The sequence below is a fragment of the Geodermatophilus sp. URMC 62 genome (genome assembly GCF_052931475.1).
Window position 1 is genome coordinate 3,958,041 of record NZ_JBRFHY010000001.1, and the last position, 20,443, is coordinate 3,978,483.

Below are 20,443 nucleotides of genomic sequence, written 5' to 3' on the forward strand. Positions count from 1 at the left end.
CGCGGTGGGCGCCGCGGTCGGGCGCTCGTCGCGACGCAGGAGGGCCACACCGGCCACGGGCAGCGCGGTGAGCACCAGCAGCAGGACCAGCGCCGGCCAGCGTGCGGCCGCGACCAGCTGCCCGACCGAGAGCGCGACCAGCACGCCCCCGGCCGCCCCGGCCGCGGGCAGCAGCAGGCCGCGCCGCCAGCCGGTCAGCGTGGCCGCGGCGACCGCGACCAGGTACACCCCGAACAGGCCTGCCAGGGGGAGCCCGACCGGCCCGCCGGTGGACAGCGCGGCGGCCACGGCGCCACCGGCGACCAGACCGGCGAGCACCGGCACCGCCCGCGGCGGGCCGAGCAGCGGCTCCACCGCACGATCGAGCCGGACCAGCAGCAGGACGGCCGCGGCGGCGACGGTCAGGACCGCCGGCACCCAGCGGACGGGGCCGTCGGGGGTCGCCGCGGCGCTCAGGCCGCCTGCCACCCCGGCGACCCACCATGGCGCGGTGGTGGCCAGCGCGATCCGGGCCAGCGTCTCCCGTGCGGCGAGGGCGAGGCCCAGACCCGCGATCGCGGCGGCGAGCAGCAGGCCGGCGCGGGGGACGCCGGAGGCGAGGAGGTCCAGCGAGCGCAGCGCCGCCACCTGGACGGCCACCCACGCGGCCAGCGGCCAGCCCAGCGGGCGCGGCAGCAGCACGCGCAGGCCGACCAGGACGGCCGCGAGCAGGAGCGGCGGCACCGGCCCGCCGCCCAGGAGCTGGTCACCGGCGGCGGCGCCGGTGAGCGCCAGCGCCGCCGCGGCGGCGGCGCAGGCCTCCTCGGTGCTGCGCAGCCCGGCCCGCCCGGCCCACGCGGAGGCCGCTGCCACCGGCGCCGCGAGGAGGAGGACGCCGGTCCGCGCGGTGCCGCCGACGAGCACGGGCCCGGCCACGCCGGCCGCCACCAGCAGCACCACGCCGACGGCCAGCAGCACCTGCGGTGGCCGCAGCCGCGTGACCGGGTCGGGTGGCCCCGACGGACCGGGGTAGGGCAGCGGTGGCACCGGCGCAGCAGCCATCGCGCCCCCTCCCGTCGGCCCTCCGGCTCCCACGCTAGGGGCACCCGACGCCGCGGGCAGGGCGGGTGGCTCAGCGCATCTGCGCGACCCAGGCGACGGCCTCGCGCGCCTGCTGCCGCCGCCGCTCGTAGGTGGCGCCGACGACCAGCAGCAGCAGGCCGGCGGTGGCCAGGGCGACCCAGCGCGGCACCAGGGGCGCGTAGACGGACAGCCGGCCGAGGGCCACGAACGCCAGCGCTCCGGCGCCGACGACGAAGGGCGCCTGCCGGTGGGCGAGCGTCCCGGCGACCGTCAGGAGGGCCGACGCGGCGACGACGAGGACCAGGCGCAGCGCCGTCGGGTCGGTGACGACCACCATCGCCGACGGCACCAGCGCGACCGCCACCGCCCCGCCCTCCGCCGACCACGACCACGCCCGGGCGCGCAGGGCCGGCAGCGCGAGCAGCAGCAGCCCGGCCGCGGCGGGCAACGAGTAGACCTCCGGCGTCCGGACGTCGGCGCCGGCCGCCGCGATCCAGCCGGCCACCACCAGGTCCGCGACGGCGAGCACCGCCACCGGCCGCCGCCGCATGACGACGGCGTACACGCCGGCGGCCGTCCCGGTGACGGCCAGGTCGATCCCCACCTGGCCCCAGGCGCCGGCGGTCCCCGCGACCAGGCCGGCGAGCAGGCCGGTGCCGGCGCCCGCCGCCGCCGCGGTGACCTCCTCGGGCCACCGGGCCCGCAGCGTGGCCACCCCGAGGGCGATCGCGGCGGTCAGCGCGAGGAGCAGCCCCGCGACCTCCGGTGCCAGCAGACGGGCGTCGGAGGCGAGCAGCACCGCGAGGGCCGGCACGGCCAGGGCGACGCCGGTGGCCGGCGCCCGCACCTCCGGGCGCAGCACCGCGGCCAGCGTCGCGGGGACGGCGGCGGCGAGGACCAGCAGCGCCAGCAGGTCGGTGCGCCCGGCGTCGGCGAGCACCACGGCGCCGGCCCCGGCCAGCGTCGCCCCACCGGTCAGCAGGCCGGCCAGCACGGCGGGGGCCGAGCGCACGGGCACCGCGGCGGTGAGCAGCACCAGTCCGAGGCCCACCCCGGCCACGGAGCCGGCCAGCTCTCCGCCCGCGACCTGCACCCCCGCCAGCGACCCGCCCAGGGCCAGTGCCGGGACGCCGGCGGCGCCGACGGCGACCCGGCGCAGGTCGACGAGCCGGAGCTCGCGCAGCAGCAGCACCGCCACGGCGCCGGCGACGACGAGGACCGCCGTGGCCGTCCACGACTGCGCCGGCCCCTGCTCCCAGGCCACCCCGACGCCGCGCAGGGCGCCGAGCGCGGCCCACAGGCCGGCGAGCGCCAGGGCGAGCCGGTGCAGCGCCGGGCGCAGGACGAGGACGGCGAGGACGTCGGCCAGCGCCGTCCCCAGGAGGACCGCGACCCCGGCGGCCTGCGCGGCGGGCCGGTCGGGGAGCAGGAGCAGTCCCACCGGCTGGGCGGCCAGCAGGGCGACCACGGGCCAGGTCACGGTGCTGCGGGTCAGCCGACCGAGCCCGAGGGCCACGAGGGCGACCGCGGCGCAGGACAGCCCGGCCCACAGCCGATCCGGCACCGCGTCGAGGCCCCACAGCCCCAGCGCGTGCGCCGCGCCGAGGTCGACGGCCAGCAGGGCCGCGCCGGTGGCCGCCAGCGCCTCCTCGGTGGCGCGCAGCCCGCGGCGGGCGGTCCAGGCCGACGTCGCCACGGCGGCGGCGGTGACGGTGGCCATGACCGCGGCCTGGAAGGTCACGCCCAGACGGGTCCAGGCGACCGCCACGAAGGCGAGGGCCGCGGCCACCACCAGCAGCGCGCCGAGGCCCACCAGCACCTGCTGCGGGCTGATCCGCCGGCGCGGCGCCGGGGTCGCCGCCACCGGGGTCGCCGCCACCGGGGTCGCCGCCACCGGGTGAGGGACGGACACCGGCGGGGCGGGCGGCGGTGGGGCCGGCGCCCAGGCGGCGGGGCGCGGCCCGGCGACCGGGCCGGCGGCCGCCGCGCGGAGCGTCGCGAGCAGCGCGTCCCGCTCCCGGGCGAACTCCTCGATGGTCGCCCCGAGGCGGGCCACGACCGTCGCCGCCTGGCCGACGGCGGGCAGCCCGCAGGTCGGGCAGGCCGCGGGCGGCCGCGCGGCAGGGGTGCCGCAGACGGGGCAGGGCAGGCCCGGGGGTCCGTCCGTCGAGGTCATGCCGGCATGGTGACCGCGCGCACGGCGGAGCGGAACCGCTCTCACCCCACCTGTGGACGGCCGGTGCCGCCGAGGTCACCGGCAATCGACTCGGGATCCGGCGCGGGAGCGCCTACCCTGGGATCAGTGATCACGACGACCGGCCTGGAGCTGCGCGCCGGCGCCCGCGTCCTCCTCAGCGACATCGGCCTGCGCGTGCAGGCCGGTGACCGCATCGGCCTGGTCGGGCGCAACGGCGCCGGCAAGACGACCCTGCTCACCACGCTGGCCGGTGAGCGCCTGCCGCACGCGGGCAAGGTCGAGGTGACCGGCGAGCTCGGCTACCTGCCGCAGGACCCGCGCAGCGGCGACCTCGACACCACCGCCACCGACCGCGTGCTGTCCGGCCGCGGCCTCGACGTCCTCAAGGCCCGGCTGGTCAAGGCCCAGGTGGCCATGGCCGAGCCGGCCGACGACGCCGAGCGCGACCGCGCCGTCCGCCGGTACGGGCAACTGGAGGACCAGTTCGCCGCCCTGGGCGGCTACGCCGCGGAGAGCGACGCGGCCCGCATCTGCACCGCGCTCGGCCTGCCCGACCGGGTCATGGGCCAGCCGCTGCGGACCCTCTCGGGCGGCCAGCGGCGCCGAGTCGAGCTGGCCCGCATCCTCTTCTCCGACGCCGAGACGCTGCTGCTCGACGAGCCGACCAACCACCTCGACGCCGACTCGATCACCTGGCTGAAGGGCTTCCTCGCCGCGCACAAGGGCGGCCTGGTCGTCATCAGCCACGACGTCGAGCTGCTCGACGCCGTGGTCAACAAGGTGTGGCACCTCGACGCCAACCGGGCCACCATCGACGCCTACAACCTCGGCTGGAAGGCCTACCTGGCCCAGCGCGAGACCGACGAGCGCCGCCGGCGGCAGGAGCGCGCCAACACCGAGCGCAAGATCGACGCGCTGTCCGCGCAGGCCGACAAGATGCGCGCCAAGGCCACCAAGGCCAAGGCCGCGCAGAGCATGGACAAGCGCGCCCAGCGGCTGGCCGCGGGCCTGGAGGCCGTGCGGGTGCAGGACCGGGTGGCCAAGCTGCGGTTCCCGACGCCGGCACCGTGCGGCAGGACGCCGCTCACCGCCGAGGGGCTGTCGAAGAGCTACGGCTCGCTCGAGGTCTTCACCGACGTCGACCTCGCCGTCGACAAGGGCGCGCGGGTCGTCGTCCTCGGGCTCAACGGCGCGGGGAAGACGACGCTGCTGCGCATGCTGGCCGGCACCGAGGTGCCCGACACCGGCGAGGTACAGCCGGGGCACGGCCTGCGGATCGGCTACTACGCGCAGGAGCACGAGACGCTCGACCACGACCGCTCGCTGCTGGAGAACATGCGGGCGGCCGCGCCGCAGAGCACCGACACCGAGCTGCGGCGGATCCTCGGCGCCTTCCTCTTCTCCGGTGACGCCGCCGACCAGCGGGCGGGCACACTCTCCGGCGGTGAGAAGACCCGGCTGGCGATGGCCACCCTCGTCGTCTCCGGCGCCAACGTGCTGCTGCTCGACGAGCCGACCAACAACCTCGACCCGGCCAGCCGCGAGCAGGTCCTCGACGCGCTGCGCACCTACGCCGGCGCCATCGTGCTCGTCACGCACGACGAGGGCGCGGTGCGCGCCCTCGACCCCGACAAGGTCATCCTGCTGCCCGACGGCACCGAGGACGCCTGGAGCGAGGACCTCGCCGACCTCGTCGAGCTCGCCTAGCACCTCACCACCCGGCGTGATCACCGGCGTCCGGCCGTCTCTCGCGGCGTGTCGGTCCGCCACGTGCCGATGACCACGGCGGAGGGAGGACGGCCGGCCGCCGTGGGGCCCACCCGGGATTCCTCCGTTCGCGTGGCCGAGGTCGGCGGGCTGGGTGATCATCGACGCGGGAGGCGGCCGTCACGGGGACGGCGGCACCACGCGGACGAGCACCCGACGGGCCGGTGTCGACCGGCGCCGACGGCGGCGACGGAGGGGAGTCATGGCCGACTCGAGCACGGCGGACCTCGGCAAGGGCAAGCGCATCACGGGCGGGGACCGCACGTCCCTGGCCGACGAGCTCAAGAAGCGGTACGACGGCGGGGAGAGCATCCGGTCCCTGGCCACCTCGACCAACCGGTCCTACGGCTTCGTGCACCGGCTCCTGTCGGAGTCCGGTGCCACCCTGCGCAGCCGTGGCGGGGCGAACCGGAACACCAAGAAGAGCGCGTGACGGCGGCCGACGCCGACGGCCGGGTCCGCACCGGCCGCGACGGCGCCGTCCTCACCGTCACGCTCGACCGTCCCGACCAGCTCAACGCGCAGACGCCGGCCACCTGGACGGCGCTCGCGGCGGTCGGCGCCTCCCTCGACGACGACGTCCGCGTGGTCGTCGTGCGGGGCGCCGGCCGCTCGTTCTCCGCGGGGCTGGACCGCAGCCTGTTCAGCACCGACCCGTCGACCCCCGGCGGGCTCGGCGAGCTGGGCTCGATGCCGGCGGAACTGGCCCAGGAGCGCATCCGCTCCTACCAGGCCGCGTTCCGGTGGCTGCGGTCGCCGGGGATCGTGTCGGTGGCGGGGGTGCAGGGCCACGCCATCGGGGCCGGCGCGCAGCTGGCGCTGGCCTGCGACCTGCGGGTGCTCACCGAGGACGCCTCCCTGCGGCTGCCGGAGACCACCTTCGGCCTGGTCCCCGACCTCACCGGCACGAGCACCCTCACCGAGCTGGTGGGCTACTCGCGGGCGATGGAGATCTGCCTGACCGGCCGGGCGGTCGGTGCGGCCGAGGCGCTGACGACGGGCCTGGCCAACGCCGTCGTCCCGGCAGCGGGCCTCGACGAGGCGGTGGCCGGGCTGGTGGCCGCGCTCACCGCCCCGCCGCCGGGCGCCAGCCGGGAGACCGCGGCGCTGGTGCGCTCCGCCGTCCGCAACCCCCCCGACGTGCAGGACGCCGCCGAGCGGGCGGCACAGGCACGGCGGCTGGCCGAGCTGGCCGGCACCTGAGCAGCGCACCGGAACAGGGGACGGCCGGCGGCTGTTGTGCGTGCCGCCGGCCGTCCCTGCTGCTGCCGGGGGAGGAGGTCGTGCCATGAGCGGTCCCATGGGTCCGATGACCTCCATGGCGGCCATGCGGTCGTTCCGCCGCGACCCGTCGGTCACCTCGCGCGAGCTGCCGAAGGGGACGGTGCGCCGCATCCTCGGCATCGCGCGGCCCTACCGCCGCGAGCTGACGTTCTTCCTGCTGCTGGTGGTCGGCTCCTCGGTCATCGGTGTGATCACGCCGCTGCTGGCCGGGGACATCGTCAACCGCATCGCCCGGCTGGACGGGACCGCCGGCGGCGTCATCCGCATCGCGCTGTTCATCGCCGGCCTGGCGGTGGTCGACGCGGCCATCTCGCTGGCGACCCGCTGGTACTCCTCGCGCATCGGCGAGGGCGTCATCTACGACCTGCGTGCCCGGGTGTTCGAGCACGTGCAGCGGATGCCGGTCGCCTTCTTCACCCGCACGCAGACCGGCGCGCTGGTCAGCCGGCTCAACAACGACGTCGTCGGCGCGCAGCAGGCGTTCACCTCGACGCTGTCCGGCGTCGTCTCCAACGTGATCGGCCTGGTGCTCACCGCCGGCGTCATGTTCACGCTGTCCTGGCAGATCACCCTGCTCTCGATCGTGCTGGTGCCGCTGTTCGTGCTGCCGGCCCGCCGCATCGGCAAGCGGCTGCAGGAGATCACCCGGGAGTCCTACGGCCTCAACGCGTCGATGAACGCGACGATGACCGAGCGGTTCAACGTGGCCGGCGCCCTGCTGGTCAAGCTGTTCGGCCGCCCGCAGGCCGAGGCGGAGTCCTTCCGCGGCCGCGCCGCCCGGGTGCGCGACATCGGCGTCCTGTCGGCCATGTACGGCCGCACGTTCTTCACCGCGCTCACGCTGGTCGCCGCACTCGCCACCGCCCTGGTGTACGGGCTGGGCGGGTGGCTGGCGTTCACCGGGTCGCTCTCGCCGGGCGACGTCGTCGCGCTGGCCCTGCTGCTGTCGCGGCTGTACGGCCCGCTGACGGCGCTGTCCAACGTCCGGGTCGACGTGATGAGCGCGATGGTCAGCTTCGACCGGGTCTTCGAGGTGCTCGACCTGCCGCCGATGATCGCCGAGGCGCCCGACGCGGTGCCGGTGCCGGCCGACGACCGCTCGATCGAGTTCGACGGCGTCTCGTTCAGCTACCCCGCGGCCGCCGACGTCTCGCTGGCCTCGCTGGAGGACGTGTCGCTGCCCGAGCACGGCGGCCCGACCGCGGTGCTGCACGACGTCAGCTTCCGGGTGGAGCCCGGCGAGATGGTCGCGCTGGTGGGGCACTCCGGGGCGGGCAAGTCCACGATCGTCAACCTGGTGCCGCGGCTCTACGACGTCACGGCCGGTGCGGTGCGGGTCGGCGGGGTCGACGTCCGGCAGGCCACGCTGGCCTCGCTGCGCGACGCGATCGGCGTCGTCAGCCAGGACGCGCACCTCTTCCACGACACCATCCGCGCCAACCTCCTCTACGCCCGTCCCGAGGCGACCGAGGAGGAGCTGTGGTCGGCGCTGACCGGCGCCCGGATCGCCGCGCTCATCGCCTCCCTGCCCGACGGGCTCGACACCGTGGTCGGCGACCGCGGCTACCGGCTCTCCGGTGGGGAGAAGCAGCGGCTGGCGATCGCGCGGGTGCTGCTCAAGGCGCCCGGCATCGTCATCCTCGACGAGGCCACCGCGCACCTCGACAGCGAGTCGGAGGTGGCGGTGCAGCACGCGCTGGACACCGCGCTGGCCGGCCGGACGTCGCTGGTGATCGCCCACCGGCTGTCGACGATCCGCAGCGCCGACCAGATCCTCGTCATCGACGGCGGTCGCATCGTGGAGTCGGGCACTCACGCCGAGTTGCTGGCGCTCGGGCGGCGCTACGCCGACCTCTACCGCACCCAGTTCGCCGACGGCGAGCGTCGGACGGTCGGCGCGGCGTAGCAACTAGCGTTCCTCTGGCCCCAGCAGCACCAGGAGGAGTTCCGTGACGTCCGCCCACCCGCACGACGCCCAGATCCGCGCGCTCTACGCCGCCTTCCTCGACGGCTGGAACCGGCGCAGCGGCGCGGCCGTGGCGTCCGGGTTCGCCGACGACGGGGACATGGTCGGCTACGACGGCACCACGGTGAGCGGGCGGCTGTCGATCGCCTCGGACCTGCGGCGGGTCTTCGGCAGCCACCCGACGGCCACCTACGTCGGGCTGGTCCGCTCGGTGCGCACGATCGGCGAGGGCGTGGCCCTGCTGCACGCCCACTCCGGGATGATCCCGCCGGGCGAGGACGACATCGACCCGGGCCTGCACGCCATCCACACCGTCGTCGCGGTGCTCGAGGACGGGCGCTGGAAGATCTCGCTGTTCCAGGCGACGCCGGCCGCGTGGCTGGGCCGCCGCGACGCCCGCGACGCCCTGACCGCGGAGCTGCGCGGCCTGCTCGCCGTCCGGCAGTAGACCGGCCGGGGACGCGACGGGGGATCAGCCGAGGGCGGCGTCGTAGCGGTCGAGCAGGACGGCGGCGATGCGCTCGTCGGGCAGCAGGGGCGCGGTGACGACGTCGGCGCCGGCCTCGGCGAGCCTGCCGTGGAAGTGCCCGGGCGCGAGCAGGTAGGAGGCGACCACCACCCGCTCGGCGCCACCCCGGCGCGCCGCGGCGACGGCGTCGGCGACCGGCGGCTGCGCGGCCGAGCCGTAGCCGGTGGTCACCGGGCCGGCCCAGGAGCGCTGCAGCAGGTCGGCGGTGTCCTCGACGTCGGCCACCGAGCGCGGGTCGCTGGACCCGGCCGCGGCGAGCACGACGGCGGTGAGCGGGTCGCCGGGGTCGGCGCCGGCCTCGACCAGCCGGTCGGACAGGACCTCGGCCAGCCGCGGGTCGGGCCCCAGTGGACGGGCGGCGACGGCGGACTCGTGCGCCGCCACGGCCCCGGCGATGTCGACGTGCACGTGGTAGCCGCCCGAGAGCAGCAGCGGCACCACGACGGCCGGCGCCCCGGTGGCGGCCAGCCCGGCGACGACGTCGACCACGGTGGGCGGCTGCACGTCGACGAACGCCGCGGTGGTGGTCAGTCCGGGACGCAGCCGGCGTGCGGCCAGCGCGAGCTCGGCGACCAGCCGCCGCCCGGTGGGGTTGCGGGTGCCGTGCGCGCACGCCACGAGCACGTGGCCCCCTCGCAGGGGCCCGCCGCGAGCGTCGATCGGCCCCCTCGCCGGGTCCCGTCGCGAGCCTGCGAGTGACGGGGGGCGAGGAGGTCCTTCTCGAGGGGCGAGGGGGTCCTTCATCATGGGGTGCGCAGGAGGCCGCCGTCGACGGCGACCATCGTGCCGGTGACGTAGGAGGCGGCCGGCGAGAGCAGGAAGGCGGCCACCCGGCCGAACTCGTCGGGCTGCCCGACCCGGCACAGCGGGATGCCGGCCTCGGTGCGGGCACGGGCGGCGGCGGGGTCGCCGGAGGCGGCCTCGACCTCGGTGATCCGGTCGGTGGCGATGGTGCCGGGCATCAGCCCGACCACCCGGATCCCGCGCGGGCCGAGCTCGTCGGAGAGGCCCTTGGCGGTCATCGCCAGGCCCGGGCGCAGGCCGTTGCTCACCGCCAGGCCCTCCAGCGGGGAGCGCACCGAGGTGGAGAGCACGAAGGCGATCGCCGCACCCTCGCCCAGGTGCGGCACCAGCGCCCGGACCAGCCGCAGCGGGCCGAGCAGCACGCTCTCCACGCCGGCCCGCCAGTGCTCCTCCGGCGTCCCGAGCACCGTGCCCGGTGCCGGGCCGCCGACGGAGACCAGGACGCCGTCGACCCGGCCGAGCCGCTCGAGCGCCGTCGTCACCAGTGCCTCGACGGTGCCGGGGTCGGCGAGGTCGGCCGTCACCCCGGACGCGCCCTCGCCCAGCGACGCCACGGCCGCGTCGACCGACGGGGCCGAGCGGGAGCTGACGAGGACGCGGGCCCCGTCGGCGAGGAGGGCCCGGGCGGTCGCCAGGCCCAGCCCACGGCTCGCGCCGGTGAGCAGGTACCCGCGACCGCCCAGGCCCAGGTCCACCGGTGTCAGCCCCGCCGCAGCGAGCGCAGGACGTACTGCATGATCCCGCCGTTGCGGTAGTAGTTCGCCTCACCGGGGGTGTCGATCCGGACGCGGGCGTCGAACTCGACGTCGCCCGCCTTCACCTTCACCGTGCGCGGGGTCTCGCCGTCGTTCAGGGCGGTGATCCCGGTGATGGTGAACTCCTCGTCGCCGGTCAGGCCGAGCGACTCCCGGTTCTGGCCCTCGGGGAACTGCAGCGGCAGCACGCCCATGCCGATGAGGTTGGAGCGGTGGATCCGCTCGTAGCTCTCGGCGATGACCGCCTTGACGCCCAGCAGCGCCGTCCCCTTGGCCGCCCAGTCGCGCGAGGAGCCCGAGCCGTACTCCTTGCCGGCCAGCACGACCAGCGGGATGCCCTGCTCCTGGTAGGCGACCGACGCGTCGTAGATCGTCGTCGTCTCGCCGGTGAGGTGGTTCTTGGTGACGCCGCCCTCGGTGCCGGGCACCAGCTGGTTGCGCAGCCGGATGTTGGCGAACGTGCCGCGGATCATCACCTCGTGGTTCCCGCGCCGGGAGCCGTAGGAGTTGAAGTCGCGGCGCTGCACGCCGTGCTCGGACAGGTACTTCCCGGCCGGGCTGTCGGCCTTGATCGACCCGGCGGGGGAGATGTGGTCGGTGGTCACCGAGTCGCCGAGCACCGCCAGCGTGCGGGCGCCGGTGATGTCCTGCACCGGGGCCGGCTGGTCCTGCATGCCCTCGAAGTACGGGGGCTTGCGGACGTAGGTGCTCTGCGGGTCCCACTCGAACGTGTCGCCGGTGGGGGTGGGCAGCGCCTGCCACTGCTCGGTGCCGGCGAAGACGTCGGCGTAGTCGTTGCTGAACATCTCCGCCGAGACGGCCTCGTCGATGACCCGCTGCACCTCGTGCGGCGAGGGCCAGATGTCGTGCAGGAAGACGTCGTTGCCGTCGGCGTCCTGGCCCAGCGGGTCGTTGTTCAGGTCGACGTCCATCGACCCGGCCAGCGCGTAGGCGATGACCAGCGGCGGGGACGCCAGGTAGTTCATCTTGACGTCGGGGTTGATCCGGCCCTCGAAGTTGCGGTTGCCCGAGAGCACCGAGACGACGGCGAGGTCGGCCTCGTTGACCGCCCTGCTGACCGGCTCGGGCAGCGGGCCGGAGTTGCCGATGCAGGTGGTGCAGCCGTAGCCGACCAGGTAGAAGCCGAGCTTCTCCAGGTACGGGGTGAGCTGCGCCTTCTCGTAGTAGTCGGTGACGACCTTGGACCCGGGGGCCAGCGTCGTCTTCACCCACGGCTTGGTGGTCAGGCCCCGCTCGACGGCGTTCTTGGCCAGCAGCGCCGCGCCGATCATGACCGACGGGTTCGACGTGTTGGTGCAGGAGGTGATGGCCGCGATGACCACGGAGCCGTGGTCGACGGTGGTCTCGGTGCCGTCCTCCATGACCACCGGGGTCGGCTTCGAGGGCCGACCGGTGACCGGGTCGTCCTCGTAGTGGTGCGGCTGCCCGGCGCTGCCGTTGCCGCGCTCGCTGCCCGGGGCCGAGGTGGCCGGGTCGGAGGCCGGGAAGGACTCCGCCGAGGCCTCGTCGACGCGGGACTCCACGCCGTAGGGCTGGGTGTTCTGCGGGACGCCGGGCTTGCGGTCGTCGCCGCCGGTCTCGTCGGCGGACACGTAGTCGGCCAGCGCGGCGCGGAAGGCCTGCTGGGCGTCGGTGATGGCGACCCGGTCCTGCGGCCGCTTGGGGCCGGCGATCGAGGGGACGACCGTGGACAGGTCGAGCTCGAGGTACTCGGAGAAGGCCGGCTCGCGCGACGGGTCGTGCCAGAGGCCCTGCTCCTTGGCGTAGGCCTCGACGAGCGCGACCTGCTCGGCGGAGCGGCCGGTCAGCCGCAGGTAGTCGATGGTCTCGCCGTCGATGGGGAACATCGCCGCGGTGGAGCCGAACTCCGGGCTCATGTTGCCGATCGTGGCGCGGTTGGCCAGCGGGACGGCGGAGACGCCCTCGCCGTAGAACTCGACGAACTTCCCGACCACGCCGTGCTTGCGCAGCATCTCGGTGATCGTGAGCACCAGGTCGGTGGCGGTGGAGCCGTCGGGCAGCTCGCCGGTCAGCTTGAAGCCGACCACGCGCGGGATGAGCATCGACACCGGCTGGCCGAGCATGGCCGCCTCGGCCTCGATGCCGCCGACGCCCCAGCCCAGCACGCCCAGGCCGTTGACCATCGTGGTGTGGCTGTCGGTGCCCACGCAGGTGTCGGGGTAGGCGACGACGCGGTCGCCCTCCTGCCGCGGGAACACCACGCGGGCCAGGTGCTCGATGTTGACCTGGTGCACGATGCCGGTGCCCGGCGGGACGACCTTGAAGTCGTCGAAGGCGCCCTGGCCCCAGCGCAGGAACTGGTAGCGCTCGCCGTTGCGCTCGTACTCGATCTCGACGTTGCGCTCGAAGCTCTCCGGGGTGCCGAAGACGTCGGCGATCACGGAGTGGTCGATGACCAGCTCGGCCGGGGCGAGCGGGTTGATCCGGTTCGGGTCGCCGCCGAGGTCGGCCATGGCCTCGCGCATGGTGGCCAGGTCGACGATGCAGGGGACGCCGGTGAAGTCCTGCATGACCACGCGGGCCGGGGTGAACTGGATCTCCTGGTCCGGCTCGGCCGAGGGGTCCCAGTTCGCGATCGCGCGGATGTGGTCGGCGGTGATGTCCGCGCCGTCCTCCGTGCGCAGCAGGTTCTCGAGGAGGACCTTCAGGCTGAAGGGGAGCCGGTCTGCACCCTCGACCGCGTCGAGCCGGTAGATGTCGTAGTCGGTGCCCTTGACGCTGAGCGTCGACCGGGCCCCGAAGCTGTCCTTGCTGGCTGCCACTGCTTGCGCCTCACCCTCGAGAGTCCATCGGGCTGTGATTCCAGACCCCATCATCCCAGCCCGCGCGTCCGGCCCGCTGGGAAGGCGACCCTTCCCTGACCCCGTGACCTCCGTCTCAGCAGTCGCCGCGGCCCGCGGCGGACGGTGGGGCACCACCGGGTGGCCCGGGGTTGGACGGTGCCGCGCAGGGTAGCCCCGCGCCGTGTCCACGAGCCCCGGACTCCGGGTCCCGGACGGCACCGACGGGGACCGGGTGGTCGTCGCGGGCCGCTACCGCCTGGACGAGCGCCTCGGCGTCGGCGGGATGAGCACGGTGTGGCGGGCGGAGGACCTGCTGCTCGGGCGGGTCGTCGCCGTCAAGGAGCTCACCTTCCCCGTCGGTGCCTCCGCCGCCGACCGCGCGGTGATGCAGGAGCGCATGCGCCGGGAGGGGCGGGCCGCGGCCGGGCTCGACCACCCCGACGTCGTCACCGTCCACGACGTCGTCGAGGAGGGCGCGACCACCTTCCTGGTCATGCAGTACGTCCCGGCCCGGACCCTGACCGAGGTCGTCGAGCAGGACGGGCCGCTGTCGCGCCAGGCCACGGCCCGGGTCGGCCTGGCCGTCCTCGGCGCGCTCCGCGCCGTGCACGCGCGGGGCGTCGTCCACCGCGACGTCAAGCCCTCCAACGTCCTGGTGTCCTCGCAGGACCCGGCCGACCCCGTCGGCCGGGTCCTGCTCACCGACTTCGGGATCGCCTCCGTGCCGGGCGACCAGAGCCTGACCTCGACGGGGCTGCTGATCGGCTCGCCCGGTTACATGGCGCCGGAGCATGCGCGCGGCGACGAGCCGGGGCCCGCAGCCGACCTCTGGGCGCTCGGCGCGACGCTGTTCACCGCCGTGGAGGGCAGGCCGCCCTACGAGGGCCGCGACCCGATGACCACGCTGGCCCTCGTCATGGTCGGCGAGCACGCGCCGTACCTGCGCGCCGGCCTGCTCGCCCCGGTGCTGGAGGGGTTGCTGCAGCGCGACCCCGCGGCGCGGACCACCGCCGACGAGGCGGCGCGGGCACTGGCCCGGGTCGCGCGGACGCCGTCGCGCGCGGAGGTCCCGCCCGCGACCGTGCCCCCGGCGGCGGTCGCCCCGGACGCCCCCGCCCGCACGGCCCTGCTGCAGCTCCCCGGCGACGGCGACGACGACGACGGCGACAGCGACGGCGACGGCGACGGCGACGAGGACGGCGACGGCGACGGCAGCGGCCGGCCACCGCGCACCGGCACGACCCCCGTCCCCGGGGCGGCCCCCGACCGGTTCCGGGTCGTCGTCGGACCCCGGCGCCGACCGCGCCGCCGCGCCCGGCGGCTGCTGGCGGCCGGCCTGCTGGTGGCGGCCCTGATCGGGGTCGTGCTCGCCGTCGTCCTGGTCCACGCAGGCGGGTCCGACGCGCCGCCCCCGGCCCGATCGGCCACATCGGCCACGTCGGCCCTGCCGCCCCTGCCCGCAGACGCCGCGACGCCGGACGAGCAGCTCAGCGCGACCGTCGCCGCCCTGCGGGAGGCGACGGCCGACGACCCCGCGGTGGTCGGCGCCGCCGGCGGGGAGGTCCTGGCGCGCCTGGAGGAGGTGGCGCGGCAGCAGGGCCCGGCGCGCCGGTCGGCCGCCCTGCTCACCGCCGGCGCCGTCGCGACCGCCGTGTCCGAGGGCACCCTGGCGCGGGACGTGGGGGAGCGGGTCGGGCAGGTGCTCGACGGGGTCGTCCGGCCCGACCGGCTGGTGGACCTGGTGGAGCTGGTCGCCCACGACCCGACCGCGATCGGGCCGGCCGGACCGGCCCTGCTCGAGGAGCTCGTCGCCCTCGACCACCAGGTGCCCGCCGACCGGACCGCCGAGGTCGCCGCCGCCCTCGCCACGACCGTGACCCGGGCGGCCGAGGACGACCAGGTCAGCCCGGCCTTCCGCGACGCGGCCCTGCCGACGCTGCGGGGACTGGCCGAGCCGGGCGCCTACGCGGCCCTGCAGGCGCTGCTCGCCGACACCGAGCGCGACCCGGCCCGGGTCGGCCCGGCCGCCGGGGAGGTGCTCGACTCGCTGCGCGCCGCCGCCACGCTGCCGGTCTTCGAGCAGGGCACCGAGGTCGGCGAGCTGCTGGGGCTGCTCCGCGACCAGAGCCGCGTGACGCCGGCCTTCCGCGACCAGGCGGTCCCGGTCCTCACCCCGCTGGTGCGCTGACCCACTCCTCGCCCGCCCGGCACGGCCGGCGGCGGCTCCCTACCGTGGACGGCGTGACCGGCGCCGTCCCCGACCCGCTGCCCGGCTGGCTCGCCGACGCCGGCCGCGTGACCGTCCTGACCGGCGCGGGCGTCTCCACCGACAGCGGCATCCCCGACTACCGCGGACCGAACGGCGTGTGGACCCGCGACCCGGACGCGGAGAAGCTCGTGACGCTGTCCTACTACGTGTCCGACCCCGCGATCCGGCGCCGGGCGTGGCGCACGCGCGCCGACCTGCGGGCCGCCGCGGTCACCCCCAACGCCGGGCACCGGGCGCTGGTCGAGCTGGAGCGGCAGGGCCGGCTGCGCGCGCTGCTCACCCAGAACGTCGACGGCCTGCACCAGGCGGCCGGCTCCTCGCCGCAGCGGGTGCTGGAGCTGCACGGCACGGTGCACGCGGTCGAGTGCCTCTCCTGCGGCGACCGGACGTCGATGGACGAGGCGATGGCGCGCATCGACGCCGGCGACCCCGATCCGGCGTGCCTGGTCTGCGGCGGGATCCTCAAGTCGGCGACGGTCAGCTTCGGCCAGGCCCTCGACGCCGCCGTCCTCGACGCCGCGACCGCGGCCGCCGCCGACTGCGACGTCTTCCTCGCCGTCGGCACCTCGCTGGTCGTGTACCCGGTGGCCGGGCTGGTCGAGGTCGCGGCGGCGCACGGCGCGCGGGTGGTCATCGTCAACGCCGAGCCCACGCCCTACGACGGGCTGGCCGTCCTCGTCGTCCGCGAGCCCATCTCGACGGCACTGCCGCGGCTGGTCGGCACGTGACCCGCGCGGAGCTCGAAGCCCGCTACCGCGCGCTGGTGCTCGACGAGCTGCCGCGGCGGGCGCGGGCCGGGCGCTGGGTGGTCAGCAACGACCACTGCTTCGGCCGGATCGTGCTCGACCACGCCGTCGGCGGCCGGTGGTACGACGTGCTCGACCGGCGACGGTCGCCGGCCTTCGCCCAGCTCTCCGACGAGCAGCTGGCCGGCGCGGTCGCGCTGGCCGAGCGGGTGCTCGCCGAGGGCGACCCGCTGCTGCGGGAGCTGGACGCCCGCAGCCTCGCCTGGCGCGGCAAGCCGCCGAAGCCGTGACGCTGCTGGTCGTCCACCTGGCGCTGACCGCCGCCTACGCCGGCTTCCAGTGGACGGTGCGCGCGCTGGTCTACCCCCAGTTCGCCGGGGTGCCCGCCGCCGCGTTCCCCGCCTACGAGCGGGCGCACCAGCGGCGGGTCAGCCACGTGGTCGGGCCGCTGTTCGCCGGTCAGGCGGGGACGACGCTGTGGCTGCTGGCTGCCCGGCCCGGGCAGGTGCCCCTGGCCCCCGTCCTCGCCGGCGCCGCCTGCCTCGCCCTCGTCCTGGGGGTGACGGCGCTGCTGGCCGTCCCGCTGCACCGCCGGCTGGGGGAGGGCTGGGACGCCGGCGCGCACCGGCGGCTGCTGCGCGTGGACACCGTCCGGGCAGTGGCGGCCACCGCCGGGACGCTCGCCGCGGCGTGGCTGGTGCTGACCGCGCACGGCTGAGGGCGCCACGGGTGCCGACGGCGGCTAGCGTGACCGGGACCACGTCGAGCGGCTGACCGGGCGCCGGCAGCCCTGCGAACCGGGAGTCGGCATGCGCGTCCCCTTGACCACCCGTGACTTCCTCGACCGCGCCGAGCTGGTCTACGGCGACCGGGTCGGCATCGTCGACGAGCCGAACCAGCCCGCCCCCTCGATGGGCGACGTTCCCTACCGCGAGGTCGCCCGCCGCGCCCGTGCCATGCAGGCCGCCCTCGACGGGCTGGGCATCGGCGAGGGCGACCGGGTGGCGGTCGTCAGCCACAACGCCGGGCGGCTGATCGAGCTGCTGCTCGGCGTCCCGTCGTCGGGCCGGATCCTCGTGCCGATCAACTTCCGGCTCTCCCAGGAGGAGGTCGGCTACATCGTCGGCCACTCGGGGGCCCGGGTCCTCCTGGTCGACCCGGAGCTGGAGTCCTCGCTCAAGTCCGTCGAGGCCGAGCACCGGTTCACCATCGGCGAGGAGTACGAGCAGCTGCTGCGCTTCGACACCGAGCCGCGGCCGTGGTCGGAGCCCGACGAGGACGCCACCGCCACCATCAACTACACCAGCGGCACGACGGCGCGGCCCAAGGGCGTGCAGATGACCCACCGCAACGAGTGGGTCAACGCGGTCACCTTCGGCATGCACATGCAGGTCAGCGACCGCGACGTCTACCTGCACACGCTGCCGCTGTTCCACTGCAACGGCTGGGGCATGCCCTACGCCCTGGCCGGTCTCGGCGCCCGCCAGGTGGCGCTGCGCAAGGTGGACGGCGCGGAGATCCTGCGCCGGGTGGAGCAGCACGGTGTGACGCTGATGTGCGGGGCGCCCGCCGTGTGGAACGCCGTCCTCGACGCCGCGGCCTCCTGGGACGGGGAGGTCCCCGGGCGCGACCGGGTGCGCATCGTGGTCGCCGGCGCGCCGCCGCCGTCGCGGACCATCGCCCGCATCGAGGAGGAGCTGGGCTGGCAGTTCAACCAGATCTACGGCCTCACCGAGACCGCCCCGCTGGTCACCGTCAACCGGCCGCGCGAGGAGTACGACGCCCTCGAGCCGGAGGAGCGGGCCCGGAGGCTGTCCCGCGCCGGCGTCCCGGCCCTCGGCACCCGGATGCGGACCAGCGAGTCCGGCGAGGTGCTGGTGCAGAGCAACACCGTGCTGGCCGGCTACTGGAGCAACCCCGACGCCACGGCCGAGGCGCTGGAGGGCGGCTGGTTCCACACCGGCGACGGCGGCAGCATCGACGACGGTGGCTACCTCACCATCTCCGACCGCAAGAAGGACGTGATCATCACGGGCGGGGAGAACGTCTCCTCGATCGAGGTGGAGGACGCCGTCTTCAGCCACCCGGCGGTCGCGGAGGTCGCGGTCATCGGCGTCCCCGACGAGAAGTGGGGCGAGCTGGTCACCGCCCTCGTCGTCCTCGCCGAGGGCCGCAGCGCCACCCCGGAGGAGATCATCGCGCACTGCAAGGCCCGGCTGGCCGGCTACAAGGCGCCCAAGCGGGTCGAGTTCCGCGACGAGCTGGCCCGCACCGCCACCGGCAAGATCCAGAAGTTCAAGCTGCGTGAGGCCTTCTGGTCGGACACCGAGCGCCAGGTCCACTAGCGCGGCGTCGCGGCCCTCCGCAGGGGTCGCCGCGAGCTCGCAGCGGGGGGCGTCGTCCTCACCCGTGCGGGTGAGACCTCCTCAACCGGTGCCCCGACGGGGTCGATCCCTGCTCCGAGCGGCGCCCACGGGGGCGCCCGGAGAGCACGTGCGACCGGCCCGCGCCGGCCGCACCGGGAGGCCGAGACGTGGGCACGCGAGCACGCACGCGACACCGCACGGTGCGTTCCTGGGGCGCACGGGCGGCCGGGACGGTGCTGGCGGGCCTCGTCGTCGCCGGGCTGACCCCCGCCACGGCGTCCGCCGCGCCCAGCGACGCCGACATCGCCGCGGCCGAGGCCGCGCGCGACGCCGCCGCGGCGCAGGTCGGGGTGCTCAGCGCCCAGCTGGCCGAGGCGGAGGCGTCCGCGACCGCCGCGCACCAGGCGGCGCAGATCGCCCTGCAGGACTACGAGGAGACCCAGGCCGCCTACGAGGCCGCCCGCGCGAGCGCCGACGCCGCCGCGGCCGCCGTCGTGCAGGCCGACGCCGACCTGGCCTCCGGCCGCTCCGACGTCGCCGACTTCGCCCGGGACAGCTACGTGCAGGGCACCACCGCGCCCGGCGCCGCCGCGCTGCTGAGCAGCGACGGCCCCGCCCAGCTGCTGGAGCGGGCCGCGCTGCTGGAGGCGGCCGGCACGCACCGGGTCGACGTCGTCGCCACGCTGACCGTCCTGCAGGAGCAGGCCGCCACCGCCCGGGAGCAGGCCGCCACCGCGTCGGAGCAGGCCGAGTCGCTGCAGGCCCAGGCCGCCACGGCGCTGTCCGGCGCGCAGGCGCAGGAGATCTCCGCCCGCGAGCAGACCGCCGCGCTCGCCGAGCAGCGCGACGCCGTCGCCGCCCAGGCCGAGGCCGCCGGGCAGCAGGTGGCCGGCATGCAGCAGGAGCAGGACGCCGCCGAGGCGGCCGCGGCTGCCGAGGCCGCCGAAGCCGCGGAGGCCGCGGACGCACGAGCGGCCGCGGAGGCCGCGGCGGCCGCCCGGCCCGCGCCCGCGGCGGTGCCCGCTCCCGCGCCGGCCCCGTCGTCGGGCGGCTCCCCGTCCCGGTCCTCCTCGGGCGGCTCGACGTCCGGCTCGTCGTCCGGCTCGTCGTCCGGCTCGTCGTCCGGCTCCTCGGGCAGCTCGTCGTCGACCCCGTCGACCGGCACGCCGGCATCGGACCCGACCCCCCCGCCGACCACCACGGCCGGCGCGCCCTCGACCTCGGCCGTGGACACCGCGATCGCCGCGGCGATGGCGCAGCGCGGCCTGCCCTACAGCTGGGGCGGTGGCGGCAGCAGCGGCCCCGGCTACGGCATCCCGCCGGACACCGGCGTCTACGGCTTCGACTGCTCCGGGCTGACCCAGTACGCCTACGCGCAGGCCGGCATCCAGATCGGCGGCACCAGCCGCGACCAGTGGTGGCGCTTCCGCGGGTCGACCGTGGCGCGGTCGGACCTGCGCGCCGGCGACCTGGTCTTCTGGGGTTCGGGCAGCGCGTACACGTCGATCTACCACGTGGCGCTCTACCTCGGGAACGGCAAGGTGGTGCAGGCCCCGCAGAGCGGCGACGTCGTCAAGGTGTCGTCGATGTGGTTCGGCAGCGACTACTTCGGGGCGGTCCGCCCCACCGGCTGACGGACCTGCCCGCGAGCCACGCGGGAACGGTCACCGCGGGAGAGCTGGGGCGTCGGGCAGCCACGGGGGGAGCTGCCCGACGCCCCTCCACGCTAGCAGTCACAGCGCCGCCTCCGCAGTGTCCTCGGGCGCGTCGTCCCACGTCGGCGGTCGGAGTGTCGCCCGCGGACGGCGCCGGGCGCGGCGTCCCGCGCAGCGGACGGACTGCCGGGTCCGGGTGGGACACTGGCCGCAGACGG

15 protein-coding genes are annotated in these 20,443 nt (G+C 76.1%); 11 read left to right on the plus strand and 4 right to left on the minus strand.

Annotated features, from left to right (window positions below; all coding sequences use genetic code 11):
* Nucleotides 1–1,111: 1,111 nt before the first annotated feature.
* A complete protein-coding gene (locus ACU616_RS19180) occupies nucleotides 1,112–3,238 on the minus strand; it encodes an SCO7613 C-terminal domain-containing membrane protein (RefSeq protein ID WP_446760009.1) in 2,127 nt (708 codons plus the stop codon).
* 126 nt (nucleotides 3,239–3,364) lie between these two features.
* Between ACU616_RS19180 and ACU616_RS19185 the strand changes: the two genes are divergently transcribed.
* From ACU616_RS19185 to ACU616_RS19205, 5 genes are all read left to right on the plus strand, one after another.
* A complete protein-coding gene (locus tag ACU616_RS19185) occupies nucleotides 3,365–4,966 on the plus strand; it encodes an ABC-F family ATP-binding cassette domain-containing protein (RefSeq protein WP_446760010.1) in 1,602 nt (533 codons plus the stop codon).
* A 262-nt stretch (nucleotides 4,967–5,228) separates the two neighbouring features.
* The gene (locus ACU616_RS19190) at nucleotides 5,229–5,459 is read left to right on the plus strand and encodes a helix-turn-helix domain-containing protein (RefSeq protein ID WP_446760011.1); all 231 of its coding nucleotides are present in this window, start codon (nucleotides 5,229–5,231) and stop codon (nucleotides 5,457–5,459) included.
* Nucleotides 5,456–6,229 carry an enoyl-CoA hydratase/isomerase family protein gene (locus ACU616_RS19195; RefSeq protein ID WP_446760012.1) on the plus strand — a complete coding sequence of 258 codons (774 nt, stop codon included), beginning with the start codon at nucleotides 5,456–5,458 and terminating at the stop codon, nucleotides 6,227–6,229. The genes ACU616_RS19190 and ACU616_RS19195 overlap by 4 nt, the downstream gene beginning before the upstream one ends.
* A gap of 85 nt (nucleotides 6,230–6,314) precedes the next feature.
* On the plus strand, nucleotides 6,315–8,216 hold the full coding sequence (locus ACU616_RS19200; protein WP_446760013.1) for an ABC transporter ATP-binding protein: 1,902 nt from the start codon (nucleotides 6,315–6,317) through the stop codon (nucleotides 8,214–8,216).
* Nucleotides 8,217–8,259: 43 nt separating this feature from the next.
* Entirely contained in the window at nucleotides 8,260–8,724 is a 465-nt protein-coding gene (locus ACU616_RS19205; RefSeq protein WP_446760014.1) for an SgcJ/EcaC family oxidoreductase, read from the plus strand.
* Between the two features lie 24 nt (nucleotides 8,725–8,748).
* On the opposite strand, the gene ACU616_RS19210 is transcribed toward ACU616_RS19205, so the two are convergent.
* From ACU616_RS19210 to ACU616_RS19220, 3 genes are all read right to left on the minus strand, one after another.
* Nucleotides 8,749–9,429: a sirohydrochlorin chelatase gene (locus ACU616_RS19210; protein WP_446760015.1), complete on the minus strand. Its 681-nt coding sequence runs from the start codon at nucleotides 9,427–9,429 to the stop codon at nucleotides 8,749–8,751.
* A gap of 119 nt (nucleotides 9,430–9,548) precedes the next feature.
* Nucleotides 9,549–10,304, minus strand: a complete 756-nt coding sequence (locus ACU616_RS19215) for an SDR family oxidoreductase (RefSeq protein ID WP_446760016.1) — start codon at nucleotides 10,302–10,304, stop codon at nucleotides 9,549–9,551.
* A 5-nt stretch (nucleotides 10,305–10,309) separates the two neighbouring features.
* Nucleotides 10,310–13,168, minus strand: a complete 2,859-nt coding sequence (locus ACU616_RS19220; protein ID WP_446760017.1) for an aconitate hydratase — start codon at nucleotides 13,166–13,168, stop codon at nucleotides 10,310–10,312.
* A gap of 202 nt (nucleotides 13,169–13,370) precedes the next feature.
* Between ACU616_RS19220 and ACU616_RS19225 the strand changes: the two genes are divergently transcribed.
* The 6 genes from ACU616_RS19225 to ACU616_RS19250 all read left to right on the plus strand — a co-directional run bounded on the left by ACU616_RS19225 (nucleotide 13,371) and on the right by ACU616_RS19250 (nucleotide 20,204).
* Nucleotides 13,371–15,377: a serine/threonine-protein kinase gene (locus tag ACU616_RS19225; protein WP_446760018.1), complete on the plus strand. Its 2,007-nt coding sequence runs from the start codon at nucleotides 13,371–13,373 to the stop codon at nucleotides 15,375–15,377.
* A gap of 53 nt (nucleotides 15,378–15,430) precedes the next feature.
* Nucleotides 15,431–16,186: an SIR2 family NAD-dependent protein deacylase gene (locus ACU616_RS19230; protein ID WP_446760019.1), complete on the plus strand. Its 756-nt coding sequence runs from the start codon at nucleotides 15,431–15,433 to the stop codon at nucleotides 16,184–16,186.
* Nucleotides 16,183–16,494 (plus strand): hypothetical protein, encoded by a 312-nt coding sequence (locus ACU616_RS19235; protein WP_446760020.1) that lies wholly within the window; start codon nucleotides 16,183–16,185, stop codon nucleotides 16,492–16,494. Before ACU616_RS19230 ends, ACU616_RS19235 begins: the two co-directional genes overlap by 4 nt.
* Complete coding sequence (locus ACU616_RS19240; protein WP_446760021.1) at nucleotides 16,491–16,922, plus strand: DUF1772 domain-containing protein; 432 nt, start codon at nucleotides 16,491–16,493, stop codon at nucleotides 16,920–16,922. The genes ACU616_RS19235 and ACU616_RS19240 overlap by 4 nt, the downstream gene beginning before the upstream one ends.
* Before the next feature lie 91 nt (nucleotides 16,923–17,013).
* Entirely contained in the window at nucleotides 17,014–18,549 is a 1,536-nt protein-coding gene (locus ACU616_RS19245; protein WP_446760022.1) for an AMP-binding protein, read from the plus strand.
* Nucleotides 18,550–18,737: 188 nt separating this feature from the next.
* Nucleotides 18,738–20,204: a C40 family peptidase gene (locus tag ACU616_RS19250; RefSeq protein WP_446760023.1), complete on the plus strand. Its 1,467-nt coding sequence runs from the start codon at nucleotides 18,738–18,740 to the stop codon at nucleotides 20,202–20,204.
* The last annotated feature ends 239 nt before the right edge of the window (nucleotides 20,205–20,443 follow it).

Excerpts from the sequence above, each read along its gene's own strand:
- ACU616_RS19245 (WP_446760022.1), top strand. The coding sequence starts at position 17,014 with ATGCGCGTCCCCTTGACCACCCGTGACTTCCTCGACCGCGCCGAGCTG.
- ACU616_RS19190 (WP_446760011.1), top strand. The coding sequence starts at position 5,229 with ATGGCCGACTCGAGCACGGCGGACCTCGGCAAGGGCAAGCGCATCACG.
- ACU616_RS19200 (WP_446760013.1), top strand. The coding sequence starts at position 6,315 with ATGAGCGGTCCCATGGGTCCGATGACCTCCATGGCGGCCATGCGGTCG.
- ACU616_RS19180 (WP_446760009.1), bottom strand. The coding sequence starts at position 3,238 with ATGACCTCGACGGACGGACCCCCGGGCCTGCCCTGCCCCGTCTGCGGC.